The 18,659-nt window shown below is 60.9% G+C and carries 18 protein-coding genes; 7 read left to right on the forward strand and 11 right to left on the reverse strand.

Going from position 1 to position 18,659, the window contains the following annotated elements:
- Nucleotides 1-33: 33 nt before the first annotated feature.
- The 8 genes from fabI to gloB form a co-directional block, all read right to left on the reverse strand.
- Nucleotides 34-828: an enoyl-ACP reductase FabI gene (gene fabI, locus AB4N73_RS05255; RefSeq protein WP_003202751.1), complete on the reverse strand. Its 795-nt coding sequence runs from the start codon at nucleotides 826-828 to the stop codon at nucleotides 34-36.
- 19 nt (nucleotides 829-847) lie between these two features.
- Nucleotides 848-2,458, reverse strand: a complete 1,611-nt coding sequence (locus AB4N73_RS05260) for an ABC transporter ATP-binding protein (protein ID WP_460143016.1) — start codon at nucleotides 2,456-2,458, stop codon at nucleotides 848-850.
- A gap of 1 nt (nucleotide 2,459) precedes the next feature.
- A complete protein-coding gene (locus tag AB4N73_RS05265; RefSeq protein WP_016774153.1) occupies nucleotides 2,460-3,479 on the reverse strand; it encodes an ABC transporter permease in 1,020 nt (339 codons plus the stop codon).
- A gap of 1 nt (nucleotide 3,480) precedes the next feature.
- Nucleotides 3,481-4,554: a microcin C ABC transporter permease YejB gene (locus tag AB4N73_RS05270; protein ID WP_016774154.1), complete on the reverse strand. Its 1,074-nt coding sequence runs from the start codon at nucleotides 4,552-4,554 to the stop codon at nucleotides 3,481-3,483.
- Between the two features lie 4 nt (nucleotides 4,555-4,558).
- Complete coding sequence (locus AB4N73_RS05275; RefSeq protein WP_252885761.1) at nucleotides 4,559-6,400, reverse strand: extracellular solute-binding protein; 1,842 nt, start codon at nucleotides 6,398-6,400, stop codon at nucleotides 4,559-4,561.
- Nucleotides 6,397-8,229, reverse strand: coding sequence for an extracellular solute-binding protein (locus AB4N73_RS05280; protein WP_041478650.1), 1,833 nt, complete (start codon nucleotides 8,227-8,229; stop codon nucleotides 6,397-6,399). Before AB4N73_RS05280 ends, AB4N73_RS05275 begins: the two co-directional genes overlap by 4 nt.
- A 332-nt stretch (nucleotides 8,230-8,561) precedes the next feature.
- On the reverse strand, nucleotides 8,562-10,025 hold the full coding sequence (locus tag AB4N73_RS05285) for a transglycosylase SLT domain-containing protein (RefSeq protein ID WP_041480626.1): 1,464 nt from the start codon (nucleotides 10,023-10,025) through the stop codon (nucleotides 8,562-8,564).
- 99 nt (nucleotides 10,026-10,124) lie between these two features.
- Nucleotides 10,125-10,892: a hydroxyacylglutathione hydrolase gene (gloB, locus tag AB4N73_RS05290; RefSeq protein ID WP_041480643.1), complete on the reverse strand. Its 768-nt coding sequence runs from the start codon at nucleotides 10,890-10,892 to the stop codon at nucleotides 10,125-10,127.
- Between the two features lie 66 nt (nucleotides 10,893-10,958).
- Between gloB and AB4N73_RS05295 the strand changes: the two genes are divergently transcribed.
- The 5 genes from AB4N73_RS05295 (at nucleotide 10,959) to AB4N73_RS05315 (ending at nucleotide 14,155) form a co-directional block, all read left to right on the forward strand.
- Nucleotides 10,959-11,717 (forward strand): class I SAM-dependent methyltransferase, encoded by a 759-nt coding sequence (locus AB4N73_RS05295; protein WP_041480625.1) that lies wholly within the window; start codon nucleotides 10,959-10,961, stop codon nucleotides 11,715-11,717.
- A gap of 91 nt (nucleotides 11,718-11,808) precedes the next feature.
- Nucleotides 11,809-12,279 (forward strand): ribonuclease HI, encoded by a 471-nt coding sequence (gene rnhA / locus AB4N73_RS05300; protein ID WP_007910572.1) that lies wholly within the window; start codon nucleotides 11,809-11,811, stop codon nucleotides 12,277-12,279.
- 202 nt (nucleotides 12,280-12,481) lie between these two features.
- Nucleotides 12,482-13,240, forward strand: coding sequence for a DNA polymerase III subunit epsilon (gene dnaQ / locus AB4N73_RS05305; RefSeq protein WP_041480624.1), 759 nt, complete (start codon nucleotides 12,482-12,484; stop codon nucleotides 13,238-13,240).
- Complete coding sequence (locus AB4N73_RS05310) at nucleotides 13,227-13,526, forward strand: hypothetical protein (RefSeq protein WP_305382668.1); 300 nt, start codon at nucleotides 13,227-13,229, stop codon at nucleotides 13,524-13,526. The genes dnaQ and AB4N73_RS05310 overlap by 14 nt, the downstream gene beginning before the upstream one ends.
- Nucleotides 13,527-13,540: 14 nt before the next feature.
- A complete protein-coding gene (locus AB4N73_RS05315; RefSeq protein ID WP_016774208.1) occupies nucleotides 13,541-14,155 on the forward strand; it encodes a GNAT family N-acetyltransferase in 615 nt (204 codons plus the stop codon).
- On the opposite strand, the gene AB4N73_RS05320 is transcribed toward AB4N73_RS05315, so the two are convergent.
- Nucleotides 14,121-15,014: a LysR substrate-binding domain-containing protein gene (locus tag AB4N73_RS05320; protein ID WP_041480623.1), complete on the reverse strand. Its 894-nt coding sequence runs from the start codon at nucleotides 15,012-15,014 to the stop codon at nucleotides 14,121-14,123. The genes AB4N73_RS05315 and AB4N73_RS05320 overlap by 35 nt on opposite strands.
- A gap of 85 nt (nucleotides 15,015-15,099) precedes the next feature.
- On the reverse strand, nucleotides 15,100-15,330 hold the full coding sequence (locus tag AB4N73_RS05325) for a hypothetical protein (protein ID WP_041480622.1): 231 nt from the start codon (nucleotides 15,328-15,330) through the stop codon (nucleotides 15,100-15,102).
- A gap of 183 nt (nucleotides 15,331-15,513) precedes the next feature.
- On the opposite strand from AB4N73_RS05325, the gene AB4N73_RS05330 reads away from it, so the two are divergent.
- Nucleotides 15,514-16,071 carry an NADPH-dependent FMN reductase gene (locus AB4N73_RS05330; RefSeq protein ID WP_039763234.1) on the forward strand — a complete coding sequence of 186 codons (558 nt, stop codon included), beginning with the start codon at nucleotides 15,514-15,516 and terminating at the stop codon, nucleotides 16,069-16,071.
- A 149-nt stretch (nucleotides 16,072-16,220) separates the two neighbouring features.
- Entirely contained in the window at nucleotides 16,221-17,504 is a 1,284-nt protein-coding gene (locus AB4N73_RS05335; RefSeq protein WP_460143017.1) for an arsenic transporter, read from the forward strand.
- Nucleotides 17,505-17,619: 115 nt separating this feature from the next.
- Here AB4N73_RS05335 and AB4N73_RS05340 read toward each other — a convergent pair whose 3' ends face one another.
- Nucleotides 17,620-18,570, reverse strand: coding sequence for a DUF1853 family protein (locus AB4N73_RS05340; RefSeq protein ID WP_375123442.1), 951 nt, complete (start codon nucleotides 18,568-18,570; stop codon nucleotides 17,620-17,622).
- Nucleotides 18,571-18,659: the final 89 nt, after the last annotated feature.

The following is an 18,659-nucleotide window of genomic DNA, read 5'->3' on the forward strand; positions in this document are numbered from 1 at the left end:
ATCCGGCGGGTTTTTCTATCGGCTACAGGAAGATCACTCTTCGATGTTGCCCATCGCGGTGGTGTTGAAGCCGCCGTCGACGTACATGATTTCACCGCTGATGCCCGACGCCAGGTCGGAGCACAGGAAGGCGCCGGCGTTGCCGACCTCTTCGATGGTGACGTTGCGGCGCAGCGGAGTCTGCGCTTCGTTGGCGGCCAGCATCTTGCGGAAGTTCTTGATGCCGGAAGCGGCCAGGGTGCGGATCGGGCCAGCCGATACGCAGTTGACGCGGGTGCCGTCCGGACCGAGGGAACCGGCCAGGTAACGGACGCCGGCTTCCAGCGAGGCCTTGGCCATGCCCATCACGTTGTAGTTCGGCATGGTGCGCTCGGCGCCCAGGTACGACAGGGTCAGCAGGCTGCCGTTGCGGCCTTTCATCATTTCGCGACCGGCCTTGGCCAGGGCCACGAAGCTGTAGGCGCTGATGTCGTGAGCGATGCGGAAGCCTTCACGGGTGGTGGCTTCGGTGAAGTCGCCGTCCAGTTGGTCGCCCGGGGCGAAGCCGACGGAGTGCACGATGCAGTCCAGACCGTCCCACTTCTTGCTCAGCTCTTCGAAGACCTTGGCGATTTCTTCATCGCTGGCCACGTCGCACGGGAAGCACAGCTCAGGGCTCGAACCCCAGCCTTGTGCGAACTCTTCGACGCGACCCTTGAGTTTGTCGTTCTGATAAGTGAAGGCAAGCTCAGCGCCCTCGCGATGCATGGCGGCAGCGATGCCGGATGCGATGGACAGCTTGCTGGCGACACCGACGATCAGTACGCGCTTACCGGCGAGAAAACCCATGTGTTGCTCCTCTTTCAGGTTATTGCGCAGTGGCTGGTGCCAGAAAAGCGGCTTCCAGCAACTGCTGTGTATACGGATGTTGGGGGGCGGCAAAGATACTTTGCGCGTCTCCCTGTTCGACCACTTGGCCATGCTTGACCACCATCAGCTGGTGGCTCAGCGCTTTGACGACAGCCAGGTCATGGCTGATGAACAAATACGTCAGGTTGTACTTGGCTTGCAGTGAACGCAACAGCTCCACCACTTGCCGCTGCACCGTCCGGTCGAGCGCCGAAGTCGGCTCGTCCAGCAGGATCAGCGCCGGTTTCAGCACCAAGGCCCGGGCAATGGCGATTCGCTGCCGTTGCCCACCGGAAAATTCGTGGGGGTAGCGGTGCCGGGTTTCCGGATCCAGACCTACCTCCTTCAATGCCGCAATGATCGCCGCTTCCTGTTCGGTCGCGGTGCCCATCTTGTGTATCCGCAGGCCTTCGCCAACGATGTCGTTGACGCACATGCGCGGGCTCAGGCTGCCGAACGGGTCCTGAAACACCACCTGCATCTCCCGCCGCAACGGGCGAACCTCATTCTGCGTCAGGCAGTCTAGCTGCTTGCCTTCAAAGCGGATCGTGCCTTTGCTGCCGATCAGCCGCAAAATCGCCAGACCGAGGGTGGATTTACCGGAACCGCTTTCGCCGACGATCCCCAGGGTCTGGCCCTGCGGCAGGCTGAAATTGATGCCGTCCACTGCCTTGACGTAATCCACCGTGCGTTTGAGCAGGCCTTTCTTGATCGGGAACCAGACTTTCAGGTTCTCGACTTCGAGCAGCGGCGCGCCGATCTCATTGCTCGCCGGGCCGCCGCTGGGCTCCGCGCCGAGCAATTCCCGAGTGTACGGATGCTGCGGCGAACGGAACAGCTCTGCGCACGATGCCTGTTCGACGATGCAACCGCGCTGCATGACACATACGCGATGCGCAATTCTTCGCACCAGGTTCAAATCGTGACTGATCAGTAGCAGCGACATGCCCAATCGAGCCTGAAGATCCTTGAGCAAATCGAGAATTTTCAGCTGAACGGTCACGTCCAGCGCCGTGGTCGGTTCGTCGGCGATCAGTAATTCCGGCTCGTTGGCCAGGGCCATGGCGATCATCACCCGCTGCCGCTGGCCGCCGGACAATTCATGGGGCAGCGCCTTGAGCCGCTTGTGCGGCTCGGGAATGCCGACCATTTCCAGCAGCTCCAGCGTGCGTTTGGTTGCCACTTTGCCACTCAGGCCCTTGTGGATGCCGAGCACTTCGTTGATCTGCTTCTCGATCGAATGCAGCGGATTGAGCGAAGTCATCGGCTCCTGAAAGATCATGGCGATGCGGTTGCCACGAATATGGCGGATGGTCTTCTCGCTCAAATCCAGCAGGTTCTGCCCGGCGTAATTGATGCTGCCGGCCGGATGCCGCGCCATGGGGTAGGGCAGCAGGCGCAGGATTGAATGCGCCGTTACCGATTTGCCCGAGCCCGATTCGCCGACCAGTGCCAGGGTTTCGCCGCGCTTGATATCGAAGCTCACGCCTTCGACCACACGGTGTACTCGCTCGCCGAAACCGAATTCGACGGCGAGGTCGCGCACTTCGATCAGATTGTCCTGATTCATTTCACTTCCTCGGGTCGAAGGCATCGCGAGCGGACTCGCCGATAAACACCAGCAGGCTCAACATCAGTGCCAGTACGGCAAACGCGCTCATGCCCAGCCACGGCGCCTGCAGGTTGGATTTGCCTTGGGCAACCAGTTCGCCCAGCGACGGACTGCCGGCCGGCAAGCCGAAGCCGAGGAAGTCCAGCGCGGTCAGGGTGCCGATGGCGCCGGTGAGAATGAACGGCATGAAGGTCATGGTCGAGACCATGGCGTTGGGCAGGATGTGGCGGAACATGATCGCGCCGTTCTGCATGCCCAGCGCGCGGGCGGCGCGCACGTATTCCAGATTGCGCCCGCGCAGGAACTCGGCGCGCACCACATCGACCAGGCTCATCCACGAGAACAGCAGCATGATGCCCAGCAACCACCAGAAATTCGGCTGGACGAAACTGGCAAGGATGATCAGCAGATACAGCACCGGCAGCCCCGACCAGATCTCGAGAAAACGCTGCCCGGCGAGATCGACCCAGCCGCCATAAAAGCCCTGTAGCGCCCCGGCAATCACGCCGATGATCGAACTCAGCACGGTCAGCGTCAGCGCAAACAACACGGAAATGCGGAAACCGTAGATCACCCGCGCCAACACGTCGCGGCCCTGATCGTCGGTGCCCAGCAGGTTGTCCGCCGAGGGTGGCGCCGGGGCCGGGACTTTCAGGTCGTAGTTGATGCTCTGGTAGCTGTAGGGGATCGGCGCCCACAGAATCCACGCGTCCTTGGCCTTGAGCAGCTCACGGATGTACGGACTCTTGTAGTTGGCTTCCAGCGGGAATTCGCCGCCGAACGCGGTTTCCGGGTAGCGCTTGATCGCCGGGAAATACCAGTTGTTGTCGTAATGCACGACCAGCGGCTTGTCGTTGGCAATCAGCTCGGCGCCCAGGCTCAGGCCGAACAGGATCAGAAACAGCCACAGCGACCACCAGCCACGCTTGTTGGCCTTGAACAGTTCGAAGCGTCGGCGGTTGAGAGGGGACAGGTTCATCTCAATGCTCCCGGCTGGCGAAGTCGATGCGCGGATCGACAAAGGTGTAGGTCAGGTCGCCGATCAGTTTCACCACCAGCCCGAGCAGGGTGAAGATGAACAGCGTGCCGAACACCACCGGGTAATCGCGATTGATCGCCGCCTCGAAACTCATCAGGCCGAGACCATCGAGAGAGAAGATCACTTCCACCAGCAACGAGCCGGTGAAGAAGATACCGATGAATGCCGACGGAAAACCGGCAATCACCAGCAGCATGGCGTTGCGGAACACGTGGCCGTAGAGCACGCGATGGCGGGTCAGGCCCTTGGCCTTGGCGGTGACCACATACTGCTTGTTGATTTCGTCGAGAAAGCTGTTCTTGGTCAACAGGGTCATGGTCGCGAAGTTGCCGATCACCAGTGCGGTGACCGGCAATGCCAGGTGCCAGAAGTAATCGAGGATCTTGCCGCCCAGGCTCAGCTCATCGAAGTTGTTCGAAGTCAGCCCGCGCAGGGGGAACCAGTCCAGATAACTGCCGCCGGCAAATACCACGATCAGCAGGATCGCAAACAGAAACGCCGGGATCGCATAGCCGACGATGATCGCCGAACTGGTCCAGACATCGAAGTGGCTGCCGTGCCGCGTGGCCTTGGCGATGCCCAGCGGGATCGACACCAGGTACATGATCAGCGTGCTCCACAGCCCCAGCGAGATCGACACCGGCATCTTTTCCTTGATCAGGTCGATGACCTTGGCGTCGCGGAAGAAACTGTCGCCGAAATCCAGCTGCGCGTAGTTCTTGACCATGATCCACAGACGTTCCGGGGCCGATTTGTCGAACCCGTACATGTGCTCGATTTCCTTGATCAGCGCCGGGTCCAGCCCCTGCGCACCACGGTAGGACGAGCCGGCCACCGCCACTTCGGCACCGCCGCCGGCAATCCGGCTGGTGGCGCCTTCGAAACCTTCGAGCTTGGCGATCATCTGCTCGACCGGCCCGCCGGGCGCGGCCTGGATGATCACGAAGTTGATCAGCAGAATGCCGAACAGGGTCGGGATGATCAGCAGCAGTCGCCGAAAGATATACGCCAGCATCTGATTACTCCGTGCCCGCAGGGTCGGCTTGCAGTTGGGTTTCGACTTCTACGGCAGGCTTGGCGTCAGGCTTGACCCACCAGGTGTTGATGCCGATGTCGTACTTGGGCGAGGTTTTCGGGTGGCCGATGTGGTTCCAGTAAGCCACGCGCCAGCTCTTGATGTGCCAGTTCGGCACCACGTAGTAGCCCCATTGCAGCACCCGGTCCAAGGCGCGAGCGTGGGCAACCAGACTTTTGCGCGAGTCGGCGTTGATCAGGCTTTCCACCAGTTGGTCAACGGTCGGGTCTTTGAGCCCCATGCTGTTGCGGCTGCTCGGTTTGTCGGCGGCGGCGCTCATCCAGTACTCGCGCTGCTCGTTACCCGGCGAATTGGACTGCGGAAAGCTGCCGACCATCATGTCGAAATCCCGCGAGCGCACGCGGTTGATGTACTGCGAGACGTCGACGCGGCGGATCACCAGATCGATACCGAGGTCGCTGAGGTTGCGCTTGAACGGCAGCAGCACCCGTTCGAACTCGGTCTGGGCGAGGAGGAATTCGATCACCACCGGTTTGCCAGTGGCGTCGACCATTTTGTCATCGACGATTTTCCAGCCGGCCTCTTGCAGCAGTTGATACGCCTCACGCTGCTGGGTGCGGATCATGCCGCTGGCGTCGGTCTTGGGATTTTCGAAGGCTTCGCTGAACACCTGGGCCGGCAGTTTGCTGCGAAACGGTTCGAGGATCGTCCGTTGCTCGGCGTCGGGCAGGCCGGTGGCGGCCATTTCCGAGTTCTCGAAGTAACTGCGGGTGCGCACGTAGGCGCCGTTGAACAATTGCTTGTTGGTCCATTCGAAGTCGAACAGCAGCCCCAGCGCCTGACGCACGCGCACATCCTGGAACACCGGGCGGCGCAGGTTGAAGACGAAGCCCTGCATGCCGGTCGGGTTGCTGTTGGGGATCAGCTCCTTGATCAAACGCCCCTCGGTGACCGCCGGAACGTTATAGGCGCTGGCCCAGTTCTTCGCGGTCATCTCCAGCCAGTAATCGAACTGTCCGGCCTTCAGCGCTTCGAGGGCGACGGTGTTGTCGCGGTAATAGTCGGTGGTCATCGTGTCGAAGTTGTAGAAGCCACGGTTGACCGGCAAGCCCTTGCCCCAATAATCCTTGACCCGCTCGTAACGTACCGAACGGCCGGCCTTCACTTGGGTGACCTTGTACGGGCCGCTGCCCAGCGGGATTTCCAGATTGCCCTTGTTGAAGTCGCGACTGGCCCACCAGTGTTTCGGCAGGACCGGCAACTGGCCGAGGATCAGCGGCAGCTCGCGGTTGTTGCTGTGCTTGAACTTGAACAAGACTTTCAACGGGTCTTCGGCAATCGCTTCGGCGACGTCGTTGTAATAGCCGCGAAACATCGGCGAGCCTTCCTTGGTCAGCGTCTCGAAGCTGAACACCACGTCTTCGGCGCGCACCGGGTGGCCGTCGTGGAAGCGTGCTTCCGGGCGCAGGTAGAAACGCACCCAACTGTTGTCGTCGGCTTTCTCGATCTTGCTGGCAATCAGGCCGTACTCGGTGAACGGCTCGTCGAGGCTGTGTTTGGTCAGGGTGTCGTAGATCTGGCCGATGTCATCGGCGGGCACGCCTTTGTTGATGAACGGGTTGAGGCTGTCGAAGCCACCGAAGCCGGCCTGACGGAATACGCCGCCCTTGGGCGCGTCAGGGTTCACGTAGTCGAAATGCTTGAAATCGGCCGGGTATTTCGGCGGCTCGTTGTACAGGGTCACGGCGTGTTGCGGGGCGGCCCAGGCCAGCCCGGCGAACAGCAAGCCGCCGGCCTGCACGAGCAGGGTGCGAACAGCGTTCATCGATCTTTCTCCGAAGACTTCAGCCACCATGCGCTCAGGCCCAGGGTGTAGGGCGGCGTGGTGACAAAGGCCAACCGGTTGCGGTAGGCCAGACGGTGATAATTGAGGTACCAGTTGGGAATGCTGTAGTGCTGCCAGAGCAGCACGCGGTCGAGCGCTTTGCCGGCGGCGACCTGCTCGTCGCGGGTGCGCGCGGCGAGCAACTGTTCGAGCAGGTGATCGACCACCGGATTGGCGATGCCCGCGTAATTCTTGCTGCCCTTGACGTTCACCTGGCTGGAGTGGAAGTACTGCCACTGCTCAAGACCGGGGCTTAAGGTCTGGCCGAGGGTCATCGAGATCATGTCGAAATCGAATTGATCGAGGCGCTGTTTGTATTGCGCACGATCAACGGTGCGCAGGCGCGCGTCGATGCCGATGCTGTTGAGGTTTTCGATGTACGGCTGATAGAGCCGCTCCAGGCTCGGGTTGACCAGCAGCAGTTCGAAACGCAGCGGTTGGCCGTCTTTGTCTTGCAGGCGCTGGCCGTGGAGCTTCCAACCGGCCTCGGCGAGCAGGGCGAGGGCTTTGCGCATAGTCTCGCGCGGAATGCCACGGCCGTCGGTTTTCGGCAGGGTGAACGGCTCGGTAAACAGCCTGGCCGGCAGTTGCTCCTTGTAGGGTTTGAGCATCAGCCATTCATGGCCGACCGGCAGGCCGGACGCAGTGAATTCGCTGTTGGGGTAGTAGCTGCTGGTGCGTTTATAGGCATCGCTGAACAGCGCACGGTTGGTCCACTCGAAATCGAACATCAGGCCCAACGCTTCGCGCGTCCTGACATCGGCGAAGGTCGCGCGGCGGCTGTTCATGAACAGGCCCTGAGTCTGGGTCGGGATCTGATGCGGGATCTGCGCCTTGATCACCTCGCCACGACGTACAGCAGGGAAGTTGTAGCCGTTGACCCAGTTCTTCGCCTGATGCTCGATGTAGATGTCGAACTCACCGGCCTTGAACGCTTCGAAGGCGACATCGCTGTCGCGGTAGAACTCGACTTCCATGCGATCGAAATTGTACTTGCCGCGATTGACCGGCAGGTCCTTGCCCCAGTAATCCTTGACCCGCTCGAAAATCAGCTGCCGCCCCGGCGTGACCGACGTGATGCGGTACGGCCCGCTACCCAGCGGCGGTTCGAAGGTGGTGGCTTTGAAGTCGCGGTCTTTCCAGTAATGCTGCGGCAGCACCGGCAACTCGCCAAGGCGCAGGATCAGCAGCGGATTGCCCGAGCGCTTGAACACGAAACGAATGCGTTGTTTGTTGAGGATGTCGACCCGCAGCACTTCCTGCAGGGCCGTGCGATACAGCGGATGACCGTCCTTGAGCAGCAGGCGATAGGAGAACGCCACGTCGTAGGCGGTGATCGGCGCGCCGTCGTGAAAGCGTGCTTCGGGGCGCAAATTGAAGACGACCCAGCTGCGATCTTCGCTGTACTCCACCGATTGTGCGATCAAACCGTAGCTCGACGCCGGCTCGTCTCCGGACGGCGAATACTGTCCGGTACCGACCATCAGCGGCTCGTTGAGCTCGTTGATGCCGTACTGGAGAAAATTGGCGGTGGTAACCGGGCTGGTGCCCTTGAAGGTGTACGGATTGACCGTATCGAAGGTGCCGAACGCCATCACCCGCAACGTACCGCCTTTGGGCGCTTGCGGGTTGACCCAATCAAAATGGGTAAATCTGGCCGGGTACTTGAGCGTGCCGAACTGCGCATAACCATGACTTTCGGTAATCGTCGCGCTTGCGGGTGAGCTCAAGGCCAGGCTGATCAGGAGCAGGGAGAGGGCACGCTTCAAGTCAGATCCGATCCAGCGGCTTGGGCTTTGTGGGCCGTACAGTAACAGCTTGTCTGGACAGGAAAAAGATGCGGGTTAATGGCGGGTTAATCGTTTGCGCGAAGAGCCCCTCACCCTAACCCTCTCCCGGAGGGAGAGGGGACTGATCGTGGTGTCTGGGCGAATTGCACCGACGTGCGATACCGAGTCGAAGTCAGTTTCTGAAAAGCCCCCGATCGGCTCCCTTTCCCCCTCTCCCCCCGGGGAGAGGGCTGGGGTGAGGGGGATGGATCTAAAGCACACCACAAAAACTTCATCCAAAAAAAGCCCCTGAAATATCAGGGGCTCTTCAATCAGTGCGGCTGATAAACCGTAAGCATCTGCCCAGGCTTGAGTGCCTTGCCCGCACCCGGGTTCCAACGCTTGAGATGTTGCATCTCGACGTTGAACCGCTTGGCCACCACATACAGGGTGTCGCCGCGCTTGACCTTGTACTGGGTCTGCTGCTTGCTCTCGTCCTTGCCTTTGGTCTTGGTATTCGCCGCGACCACGGTGTTGACCCGGCCGGACTTGCGCGCCGGGGCACGCTTGGTGTTGTCCTGCATGACCAGGGTCTGGCCGACCTTGAGATTCTTGCCGGTCAGCTTGTTCCAGCGCTGCAGATCCTTGACTTCGACCTTGTTGGCCTTGGCGATGGAGCCGAGGTTGTCGCCACGCTTGACCCGATAAGCACGTTTGAGCTGCGCCACTTCCGACGGATCGGCGCCTTCGAACACCGGTTTCAGCGAGCGCGGGCTGATCAGTTCGTCCGGGCGCATGGTCTGCAGACTGGCGGTCAGCAGTTGCGCCTTGGACGTCGGCACCAGCAAGTGCTGCGGACCGTCGATGGTGGTGCGCTGTTTGAACGCGGGGTTGAGCTGGAACAGTTCGTCTTCATCGATGTTCGCCACCGCAGCGACCTTGGACAGGTCCATGCGCTGGTTGATTTCGACGACCTGGAAGTACGGTTCGTTGGCGATCGGGTTGAGGTTGACGCCGTAGGCTTCAGGCGCCAGTACCACTTGTGACAGTGCCAGCAACTTCGGCACATAGGCCTGGGTTTCCGCCGGCAGTGGCAGGTTCCAGTAGTCGGTGGGCAGGCCGAGCTTTTCGTTGCGCTCGATCGCCCGGCTTACGGTGCCTTCACCAGCGTTGTAGGCTGCCAGCGCCAGCAGCCAGTCGCCGTTGAACATGTCGTGCAGGCGGGTCAGGTAATCCATCGCGGCCGTGGTCGAGGCGGTAATGTCGCGACGACCATCATAAAAACGCGTCTGGCGCAGGTTGAAATAACGCCCGGTGGACGGAATGAACTGCCACAGGCCCACCGCATCGGCGCGGGAATAGGCCATCGGGTTGTACGCGCTCTCGATCACCGGCAGCAGGGCCAGTTCCAGCGGCATGTTGCGCTCTTCGAGGCGTTCGACAATGTAATGAATGTAGAGGCTGCCGCGTTCACCGGCATTCTCGAGGAAGGAGGGGTTACTGGCGAACCACAGGCGTTGTTGCTCGATGCGCGGATTGACGCCAAGGCCTTCCTGCAACTGGAAGCCCTGACGCATGCGTTCCCAGATGTCCTGGGGCGCCACGGGAGTGGGCTTCTCGGTCAGCCAGATCGGCTTCTGCTTGGCTCGCGCAGCAATGTTCGGCGTATGCGTCGCTTCAGTCTGCGGAGCGTGGCTGGAGCAACCCGCCAGCGTGGCGGACACAGCCACCGCGATGGCTTGCGCCAGGCGGGTCAAAGCATCTGAATTGACGGACTTACGTATGGATGACGACATTGGCTGGAAGTAAGTTCCGGGCAAAAATGTCGGGCGATTCTAGAAAGCGCACCCCCTGCGGTCAACCATTGAGAATTTTTGTCCCGGCCGGCGCGCTTGTCAGAACTTGTCTTTCCATGCCCGCAGAGCCGCAAATACCTCGCTCGGCGCCCGGTTTTGAGCGCCTTCCCGTTCGTCCACTTTTTGTGTAACCAATGTTTCAGAAGTGCGTAAAAACGGATTGGTAAGCTTTTCCAGAGCCAGAGTCGACGGCAACGTCATCACGCCGTTCTGCCGTTGCTGCGTGACCTTTTCCAGACGGGCGGCGACTTCCGGGTTGCCCGGCTCGACGGCGGCGGCAAATTTCAGATTGCTCAAGGTGTATTCATGGGTGCAGTAGACCAGCGTATCTTCCGGCAGGGCCGCAAGACGGCTGAGCGAGCGGTACATCTGCTCGGGTGTGCCTTCGAACAACCGGCCGCAACCGGCGGCGAACAGGGTGTCGCCGCAGAACAGCAGGCCATGGTGGTAATAGGCGATGTGCCCCAGGGTGTGACCGGGCACCGCATAGACGTCGAAGTCCCAGCCGAGCACGCTGACGCTGTCGTTGTCCTTGAGCGCTACGTCGCGCGCCGGGATGCTTTCGCTGGCCGGGCCGTAGACCTTGGCGCCGGTCGCGGCTTTCAGGCGCTCGACGCCGCCGACATGGTCATGGTGATGGTGAGTGATCAGAATATCGCTGAGCACCCAGCCCGGATGCGCGTCAAGCCACGCCTGCACCGGGGCGGCGTCGCCCGGATCAACCACCGCGCAGCGCTGGGTCTGATGATCCTGTAACAACCAGATGTAGTTGTCGGTGAACGCGGGCAGGGCACTGATCTGTATCATCGTCGGAATTCGCCAAGCAGAAAACATTGGCGCATCTTAGTAGTTCCTGGCGCGTTGGAGAATGACATGACCGATAAAGCGTTCGCTCAGGCCGATCCCGACTGGCTGGCATTGATCAGCGCCGCCCGCGAATGGCTGTCGGGGCCGCTCGGGCAATTTCTGCTGGATGAAGAGCGGCGCATGCTCGATGACGAGCTCGGCCGCTTCTTCGGCGGTTATCTGGTGCATTACGGGCCGTCCGCCGAAACCCCGCCGGCCGCGCCGCAAGTGCAGCGCAACGTGCGTCTTGGCGCGCCGTTGCCCGGGGTCGAGATCGTTTGCGAAGAGCAGGCCTGGCCGTTGAGCGAGCACGCTGCCGACGTGGTGGTGATGCAGCATGGCCTGGATTTCTGCCTGTCGCCCCACGGCTTGCTGCGTGAAGCGGCGAGCAGCGTGCGCCCCGGCGGGCATCTGCTGATCATCGGCATCAACCCCTGGAGCACCTGGGGGCTGCGGCATTTCTTCGCCAATGATGCCCTGCGCAAGGCGCGCTGCATCTCGCCGTCGCGGGTCGCCGACTGGCTCAATCTGCTGGGCTTCGCGCTGGAGAAACGCCGCTTCGGGTGCTATCGTCCGCCGCTCGCATCACCCAAGTGGCAGAACCGTCTGGCCGGCTGGGAACGCAAGGCCGGTGACTGGCAATTGTCTGGCGGCGGCTTCTATCTGCTGGTGGCGCGCAAGATCGTGGTGGGGCTCAGGCCGTTGCGCCAGGAACGCCGCGAGCCGATGGGCAAGCTGATTCCGCTGCCGATGGCCAAGGTCAACCGCCGCCGCATCGAACCGTAAATCTTCTTTTATTTGTGGCCGGGCTTGTCCCGGCCGCGGTCATTGTCGATCCGTGATTGGCAGGACAGGCATTTTTTCTGGAAAGACTGGCATGAGCGAAAGCGTGGAAAGCGTCGATACCGTAGAACTGTTCACCGACGGCGCCTGCAAGGGCAACCCCGGCCCCGGCGGCTGGGGCGCGCTGCTGGTGTGCAAGGGCGTCGAAAAGGAACTGTGGGGCGGCGAGGCCAACACCACCAACAATCGCATGGAGCTGCTCGGCGCGATTCGTGGCCTCGAAGCGCTCAAGCGCCCCTGCGAAGTGCTGCTGGTCACCGACTCGCAATACGTGATGAAAGGCATCAACGAGTGGATGGCCAACTGGAAGAAGCGCGGCTGGAAAACGGCTGCGAAAGAGCCGGTGAAGAATGCCGATCTGTGGAAAGAGCTGGACGAGCAGGTCAACCGCCACAAAGTCACCTGGAAATGGGTGCGCGGGCACATTGGCCATCACGGTAACGAGCGGGCTGACCAACTGGCCAATCGTGGCGTTGACGAAGTGCGTGGTTACAAGCAGAGCTGATTTCGCTTCTAACCGTGGCGTAGCCATTCGCGAGCAGGCTCGCTCCCACAGGGAAATGTATTCCAGGCCTTGAATTGGAATGCATTCCAATGTGGGAGCGAGCCTGCTCGCGAAGGACCCGCCACGGTCTGACTGAAACACCCCGCCGAGCGTGTTAACATCCGCGCCTTTGCCCGATTGACCCGTTGAGAGCTGAGCACTGATGGCCACCAGATCCGTTGTACTCGATACCGAAACCACCGGCATGCCGGTGACCGATGGTCACCGGATCATTGAAATCGGTTGCGTCGAACTGATCGGTCGGCGCCTGACGGGCCGGCACTTTCACGTTTATCTGCAACCGGATCGCGAGAGCGACGAAGGCGCGATCGGTGTGCACGGCATCACCAACGAATTCCTCGTCGGCAAGCCGCGCTTTGCCGAAGTCGCCGACGAGTTCTTCGAGTTCATCCAGGGCGCGCAGCTGATCATCCACAACGCGGCGTTCGACGTTGGCTTCATCAACAACGAATTTGCCTTGATGGGCCAGCACGATCGCGCCGATATCACCCAGCATTGCACCATCCTCGATACCCTGATGATGGCCCGGGAACGTCACCCGGGGCAGCGCAACAGCCTCGACGCGTTGTGCAAACGTTACGGCGTCGACAACTCCGGCCGTGAACTGCACGGCGCCTTGCTCGACTCGGAGATTCTCGCCGACGTCTACCTGACCATGACCGGCGGCCAGACCAGCCTGTCGCTGGCTGGCAACGCGTCCGACGGCAATGGCACGGGCGAGGGCGCCGACAACTCGGCTACCGAAATCCGCCGCCTGCCGGTCGATCGCCAGCCAGCACGCATCATCCGGGCGACCGAAGAAGAACTGGCGGCGCATCTGGTGCGGCTGGAAATCATCGCCAAATCGGCGGGAGCGCCGGCGTTGTGGACGCAGATTGCCGAGGCTGATGCGCAGGTCTGAAAAATCAAAAGATCAGAAGATCAAAAGATCGCAGCCTTCGGCAGCTCCTACGGGGAATGCATTCCATAGTGGGGACCAGGAAGGCAGCGATTTTTTGCGTTTGGCGACATGGAGCCAAGTTGCCACCCTCGCCACATTCGCCGCAACCCTCTACCCTGAGTGCACTGGTCAGGTGCAAATCTGCCGCCTCAGGACACTGAGCCTCATGTACAAAGAGTTGAAATTTGCGCTGGCAATCATCCATCGCGACGGTAAGGTCGACACCGTCGGCTGCGTCAAGGAATGAGGACTTTTCCCAGTATGCAACCGGTCATGAATCCGAAATACCCAGGGTTGTCGGTGCGTGTAGCCGACGAAGGTTTTGCGCCGTATATCTGGGGCAGCGACTTCAGTTTCGAGGTCGCTGCCTACGGCGCTGCCGTGATCGGCAAACCGGTCGAGCAATGGCCGGTGACGCCAATCGTGCCGTACCGCAAGTGCTACGGCATCGATCCCGAAGAATTCAGCGCCTTTCACAACGCGCCCGACAGTGCGATTTTCATGGCGTACCTGGACGACGAGCCGGTCGGTCACCTGGTGATCAGCACCAACTGGAACGGCTTTGCCCACATCGATGAACTGGCGGTGCACGCCCCGGCCCGCCGCCACGGTGTGGCCAAGGCGTTGCTCGATGTCGCGCAGTTCTGGAGTCGCAAGAAGAAGCTGCCGGGCATCATGCTCGAAACCCAGAACAACAATCTCGGCGCCTGTCGTCTGTATGAGCGTTGCGGTTATGTGATCGGCGGCATCGACCAGTTACGCTATCGCGGCATCGATCCGCATACCGCTGAAGTCGCGTTGTTCTGGTATCGCCTGTTCGATAATCCGCTGGAAAAACCACTCAGCTCGACAACATCGCCTCGGCTTGTTCCGTGACGATCGCCAGCAAGGTCTGAATCGCCGCCGACGGCGCGGCATGTTTGAAGGTCAGGGCGTAGAGGCTGATCGGCACCGCCGGTGACAATGGGCAGACGTCCAGGCCACCGGCGCGGGCGCCCAGAGCGGTGAACGGATCGACGATGGCCAGACCTTCGCCGGCCTCGACCATGCTGCGCATCATCTGATGGGTCTGCACGCGGGTCTGAATGCTCGGTGCCGGGCGCAAGGCCTGAAGTTTGTTTTCCAGCGCCGGGCTCAGTGGATCCTGACCTTCGAGACCGACCATGGCCTGACCGGCCAGATCCACTAGGGAAATGTATTTCTGTTTCGGCTGCAGCCAGCCGTGCGGAGCGAGCAATTGCAGCTTGCCCTGGGCCAGCGGCTGGCAGTGGATATCGGGGTGTTCGGGATCGTGCAGGCTCAGGCCCAGATCGCTTTCGCGCAATAACAGGCTGCGGACGATGTCGCGAGTCGGCGCGCTGAGCAGGCTGCAAGGTGCGTCCGGCAAGCGCCGACGCAGAGTCGCAAGGCTTTGTGGCAGTAATTGTTGAGCCAGCGGCGGGGTGCCGATGATGCGCAGGGGTGGGGCGAGGTATTGCTTGAGGCTGCTGGCCAGACGCTGCACCGGCTCAAGCGCCTCATAAACGTGTGCGATTTCCACTTGCAGGGCGCGCGCTTCGGGGGTCGATTGCAGGCGACCGCGAACGCTGGCGAACAGCATGAACCCCAACTGACTCTCGGCTTCGCGCAAACGCTCTTCGACCTCGGTCACCGGCAGTTGCAGCCATTCGGCGGCGGTGCCCAGGTGACCGGTCTGCAAGAGCGCCTGAATCACTTCGATGTGGCGTAAACGCATGCGTGAAGTCCATGTTCAGCAGGTGGGGTCAGACGCTGAATCCTACCCCAAGTCCGCTCGCATGACTTCTGCTCATAATGCAGGGTTATGAAGCAACGGTTGGCTCGGGTTCGCGGATCAGGGTAATGCCTGATTGAACCAGGAGAAACTCGCTGTCACTGACCTTGTTGACCCGATCGCCAATGGCGAGTTTGTAAATGGGCTCCGAGCCAGTGGATCCGTCTGCAGACGGGTTCGATTCCTGGAATTCATGCACGGAATAAACGCGGCCTTCCGCATCTCTTGCATGAAACTGACCGACGAGTACTGCTGCCATCTGCTTAGAACCTCTGGAGATAAAACGCTTGATTTGCGGCTTTGTAGACCGTCAGCAAGCTCGGTAAGTTTTCCTACAGGAAAAAAATATTCCTCGCGCAGGAAAAACCAATGACCACTGGTGAAAATGTCACTGGATCATCTATAACTAGCGACTCTTCCCACGGACCATCGAGAGTCATCCATGAGCAATGTCTACAACGTCGCTGTAGTGGTCGGTAGCCTGCGCAAGGCATCGATCAATCGCAAAGTCGCACTGGCCCTCGCCGAACTGGCACCGGCCAATCTCAAGCTCGAGATTGTCGAAATCGGTGAACTGCCGCTGTACAACGAAGACATCGACGGCGATTCTCCGCCGGCAGCCTACAGCACTTTCCGTCAGAAAGTGGCGTCATCCGACGCGGTGCTGTTTGTCACCCCCGAGTACAACCGCTCGATCCCGGCACCGTTGAAGAACGCCATCGACGTTGGTTCGCGCCCTTATGGCCAGAGCGCGTGGAGTGGCAAACCCGGCGCGGTGATCAGCGTATCGCCAGGCGCCATCGGTGGCTTCGGCGCCAACCAGCACCTGCGCCAGACCTTCGTTTTCCTCGATATTCACTGCCTGCAACAGCCGGAAGCCTACCTGGGCGGCGCCGGTAATGCGTTCGACGAAGCGGGCAAACTGAGCGACTCGGTGAAACCGTTCCTGCAGAAATTCATCGATGCGTACGGCCAGTTCGTCGAGCAACACAAGAAATAAATTTACCGAAACTCACTGTGGGAGCGAGCCTGCTCGCGAAGGCGGACTGTCAGATAACAATTTCTAGTCTGACACACCGCTTTCGCGAGCAGACTCGCTCCCACATTTGTTCGATTTCCACCCGTTTCGCTATTTGAAGGCTTCTGCGAATGCTCGCTGCGTCACTGATTTTCCTGCTGACCATCACCCTCGTCATCTGGCAACCCAAGGGGCTCGGCGTCGGCTGGAGTGCAACGTTGGGCGCCGTGCTGGCGTTGATTTTTGGCGTCGTTCACCTCACGGACATCCCGCTGGTCTGGCAGATCATCTGGAATGCGACCGGCACCTTCGTCGCGCTGATCATCATCAGCCTGTTGCTCGACGAGGCTGGTTTTTTCAACTGGGCGGCGCTGCACGTGGCGCGTTGGGGGCGGGGCAGTGGGAGCAAATTGTTTGCCTTTATGGTGCTGCTCGGCGCGCTGGTCTCTGCGCTGTTCGCCAATGACGGTGCGGCGCTGATTCTCACGCCGATCGTGATTTCGATGCTGTTGGCGTTGCGCTTTTCACCGGCGGCGACGCTGGCTTTCGTCATGGGCGCCGGGTTCATTGCCGACACGGCGAGCCTGCCGCTGGTGGTATCGAACCTGGTCAACATCGTTTCGGCGGACTTCTTCCACATCGGCTTCAACCGCTATGCAGCGGTGATGGTGCCGGTGAACTTCGTCAGCGTGGCGGCGACGTTGGGCATGTTGCTGTGGTTTTTCCGTCGCGACATCCCGGCCGCTTACGATCCGGAACAGCTGGAAAACCCGCACACCGCGATCCACGACAAAGCGACGTTCTACGCCGGTTGGGCGGTGTTGGTGATCCTGTTGATCGGCTGCTTTGCCCTCGAACCGCTGGGCATTCCGATCAGCGCAATTTCGGCGGTGTGCGCCGCGCTGCTGCTGGGTATTGCCGCGCGCGGCCACAAAATCTCCACGCGCAAAGTGATGAAAGAAGCGCCGTGGCAAATCGTGATTTTCTCGTTGGGCATGTACCTGGTGGTGTACGGCCTGCGCAATGCCGGACTCACCGGTTACCTCGCCGGGTGGCTGGATGTATTCGCCGGCCACGGCGTGTGGGGCGCGGCGATGGGCACCGGGGTGCTGACGGCGCTGCTGTCGTCGATCATGAACAACTTGCCAACGGTGTTGATTGGCTTGCTGTCGATCGACGCCAGTCAGGCCAGCGGGGTGATCAAGGAAGCGATGATCTACGCCAACGTGATCGGCAGCGACCTGGGGCCGAAGATCACTCCGATCGGCAGCCTGGCAACGTTGTTGTGGCTGCACGTGCTGGAGCGCAAAGGCATCCATATCGGCTGGGGCTATTACTTCCGTGTCGGGATTGTGTTGACGGTGCCGGTGTTGCTGGTGACGTTGGCGGCATTGGCGGTGCGGTTATCCCTATAGACCGAGTTGCTCTTTTCGCGAGCAGGCTCGCTCCCACAGGGATCGCATTCCACATTTGAAATGCATTCTCTGTGGGAGCGAGCCTGCTCGCGAATTGGGTCGGACACCACAAATCTCAGGTTTGGCCGGGGACATTCGGCCAAAGATCCGCCACCAGAAACAACCGCTCCGCCTCTTCCCATTCGCCCTGGGCATTCTCGGTCAGGCGTACCAGCAACTGCGCCGGGGCCAGTGCTGGCAGGTCTGCCAGCCACAAACGCAGGTGCTCATCTGTCCAGACCTGATCCGCCGGGTAATGCGCCGGCGCCAGCCACGCATGGCGGGGCAGGGGTTGCCAGCGGCCCGGCGGGCGCTGCGCGACAAACGCCGGCCAGTCCCTCTGATGCAGCCAACTGCCACGCAGATGTTGTGGATGCGCGCCGTTCGGTGAGTCGGCCTGCCCCGGCCACGGATACAGCAGATAACCGCCCAGCCACAACTGCGCGCTGAAGGTTTCGATATCCAGTGCCGCGAGCACCTCGCGGCTTTCCGGGCGCGCCGAGATCGGCAATTGATGCTCGGCCAGATGTGCCAGTTTGCGATCCAGCCGGTCATGACAACCCGGCCCCAGCCACTGCGCGGGATCGCGGCCATCGCCATCCTGCGGGCCAAGGTAGAGCTTGATCGCCAGTTCCAGATGATGCACGCCGTCGCGGTCACGCAGCAGCATGTCCAGCTCGCCGAGGGTGTGCCCAGCGCGGCGAATCGGCAGGTTGGCGGCGATCAGTTCGATGCCCGGCGCATGCTCCACGGCGAACTGCCACAGACGCTCGTAATACAGGCCCAGACGCCGGGTGCGCGCCTGCGACAGCCATTGCAGCAGGCCGTAACTGTCGCGGTCGAGCTGGTGCAGCCAATGTTCGAGGCGCTGCGGGTCGTGCACCCAGTCGCTGCCGGCAAGCGGATGGCGCTGGGGCCACGGCGTGGCGGCGAGCATCGGCGGCGCGAGGATCACCCACGCCAGGTCCCGCACTTCGGGATGGCGTAATCGATGGGGCAATTGCAACAAGTCGGGGAACAGGATCATCTTGCGAGCATAGCCTTAAACCTGAGTGCACCCTTGAGGCTGAAAGGATTTTGTCTATCTGGCGCTTTCGCCCATAATCGGGTTTTCGC

Source organism: Pseudomonas sp. S3_B08 (assembly GCF_054667725.1).

Coding starts and splice junctions, on each gene's coding strand:
- fabI (WP_003202751.1), bottom strand. CDS start 828: ATGGGTTTTCTCGCCGGTAAGCGCGTACTGATCGTCGGTGTCGCCAGC.
- AB4N73_RS05260 (WP_460143016.1), bottom strand. CDS start 2,458: ATGAATCAGGACAATCTGATCGAAGTGCGCGACCTCGCCGTCGAATTC.
- AB4N73_RS05265 (WP_016774153.1), bottom strand. CDS start 3,479: ATGAACCTGTCCCCTCTCAACCGCCGACGCTTCGAACTGTTCAAGGCC.
- AB4N73_RS05270 (WP_016774154.1), bottom strand. CDS start 4,554: ATGCTGGCGTATATCTTTCGGCGACTGCTGCTGATCATCCCGACCCTG.
- AB4N73_RS05275 (WP_252885761.1), bottom strand. CDS start 6,400: ATGAACGCTGTTCGCACCCTGCTCGTGCAGGCCGGCGGCTTGCTGTTC.
- AB4N73_RS05285 (WP_041480626.1), bottom strand. CDS start 10,025: ATGTCGTCATCCATACGTAAGTCCGTCAATTCAGATGCTTTGACCCGC.
- gloB (WP_041480643.1), bottom strand. CDS start 10,892: ATGATACAGATCAGTGCCCTGCCCGCGTTCACCGACAACTACATCTGG.
- AB4N73_RS05295 (WP_041480625.1), top strand. CDS start 10,959: ATGACCGATAAAGCGTTCGCTCAGGCCGATCCCGACTGGCTGGCATTG.
- rnhA (WP_007910572.1), top strand. CDS start 11,809: ATGAGCGAAAGCGTGGAAAGCGTCGATACCGTAGAACTGTTCACCGAC.
- dnaQ (WP_041480624.1), top strand. CDS start 12,482: ATGGCCACCAGATCCGTTGTACTCGATACCGAAACCACCGGCATGCCG.
- AB4N73_RS05310 (WP_305382668.1), top strand. CDS start 13,227: ATGCGCAGGTCTGAAAAATCAAAAGATCAGAAGATCAAAAGATCGCAG.
- AB4N73_RS05315 (WP_016774208.1), top strand. CDS start 13,541: ATGCAACCGGTCATGAATCCGAAATACCCAGGGTTGTCGGTGCGTGTA.
- AB4N73_RS05320 (WP_041480623.1), bottom strand. CDS start 15,014: ATGCGTTTACGCCACATCGAAGTGATTCAGGCGCTCTTGCAGACCGGT.
- AB4N73_RS05325 (WP_041480622.1), bottom strand. CDS start 15,330: ATGGCAGCAGTACTCGTCGGTCAGTTTCATGCAAGAGATGCGGAAGGC.
- AB4N73_RS05330 (WP_039763234.1), top strand. CDS start 15,514: ATGAGCAATGTCTACAACGTCGCTGTAGTGGTCGGTAGCCTGCGCAAG.
- AB4N73_RS05335 (WP_460143017.1), top strand. CDS start 16,221: ATGCTCGCTGCGTCACTGATTTTCCTGCTGACCATCACCCTCGTCATC.
- AB4N73_RS05340 (WP_375123442.1), bottom strand. CDS start 18,570: ATGATCCTGTTCCCCGACTTGTTGCAATTGCCCCATCGATTACGCCAT.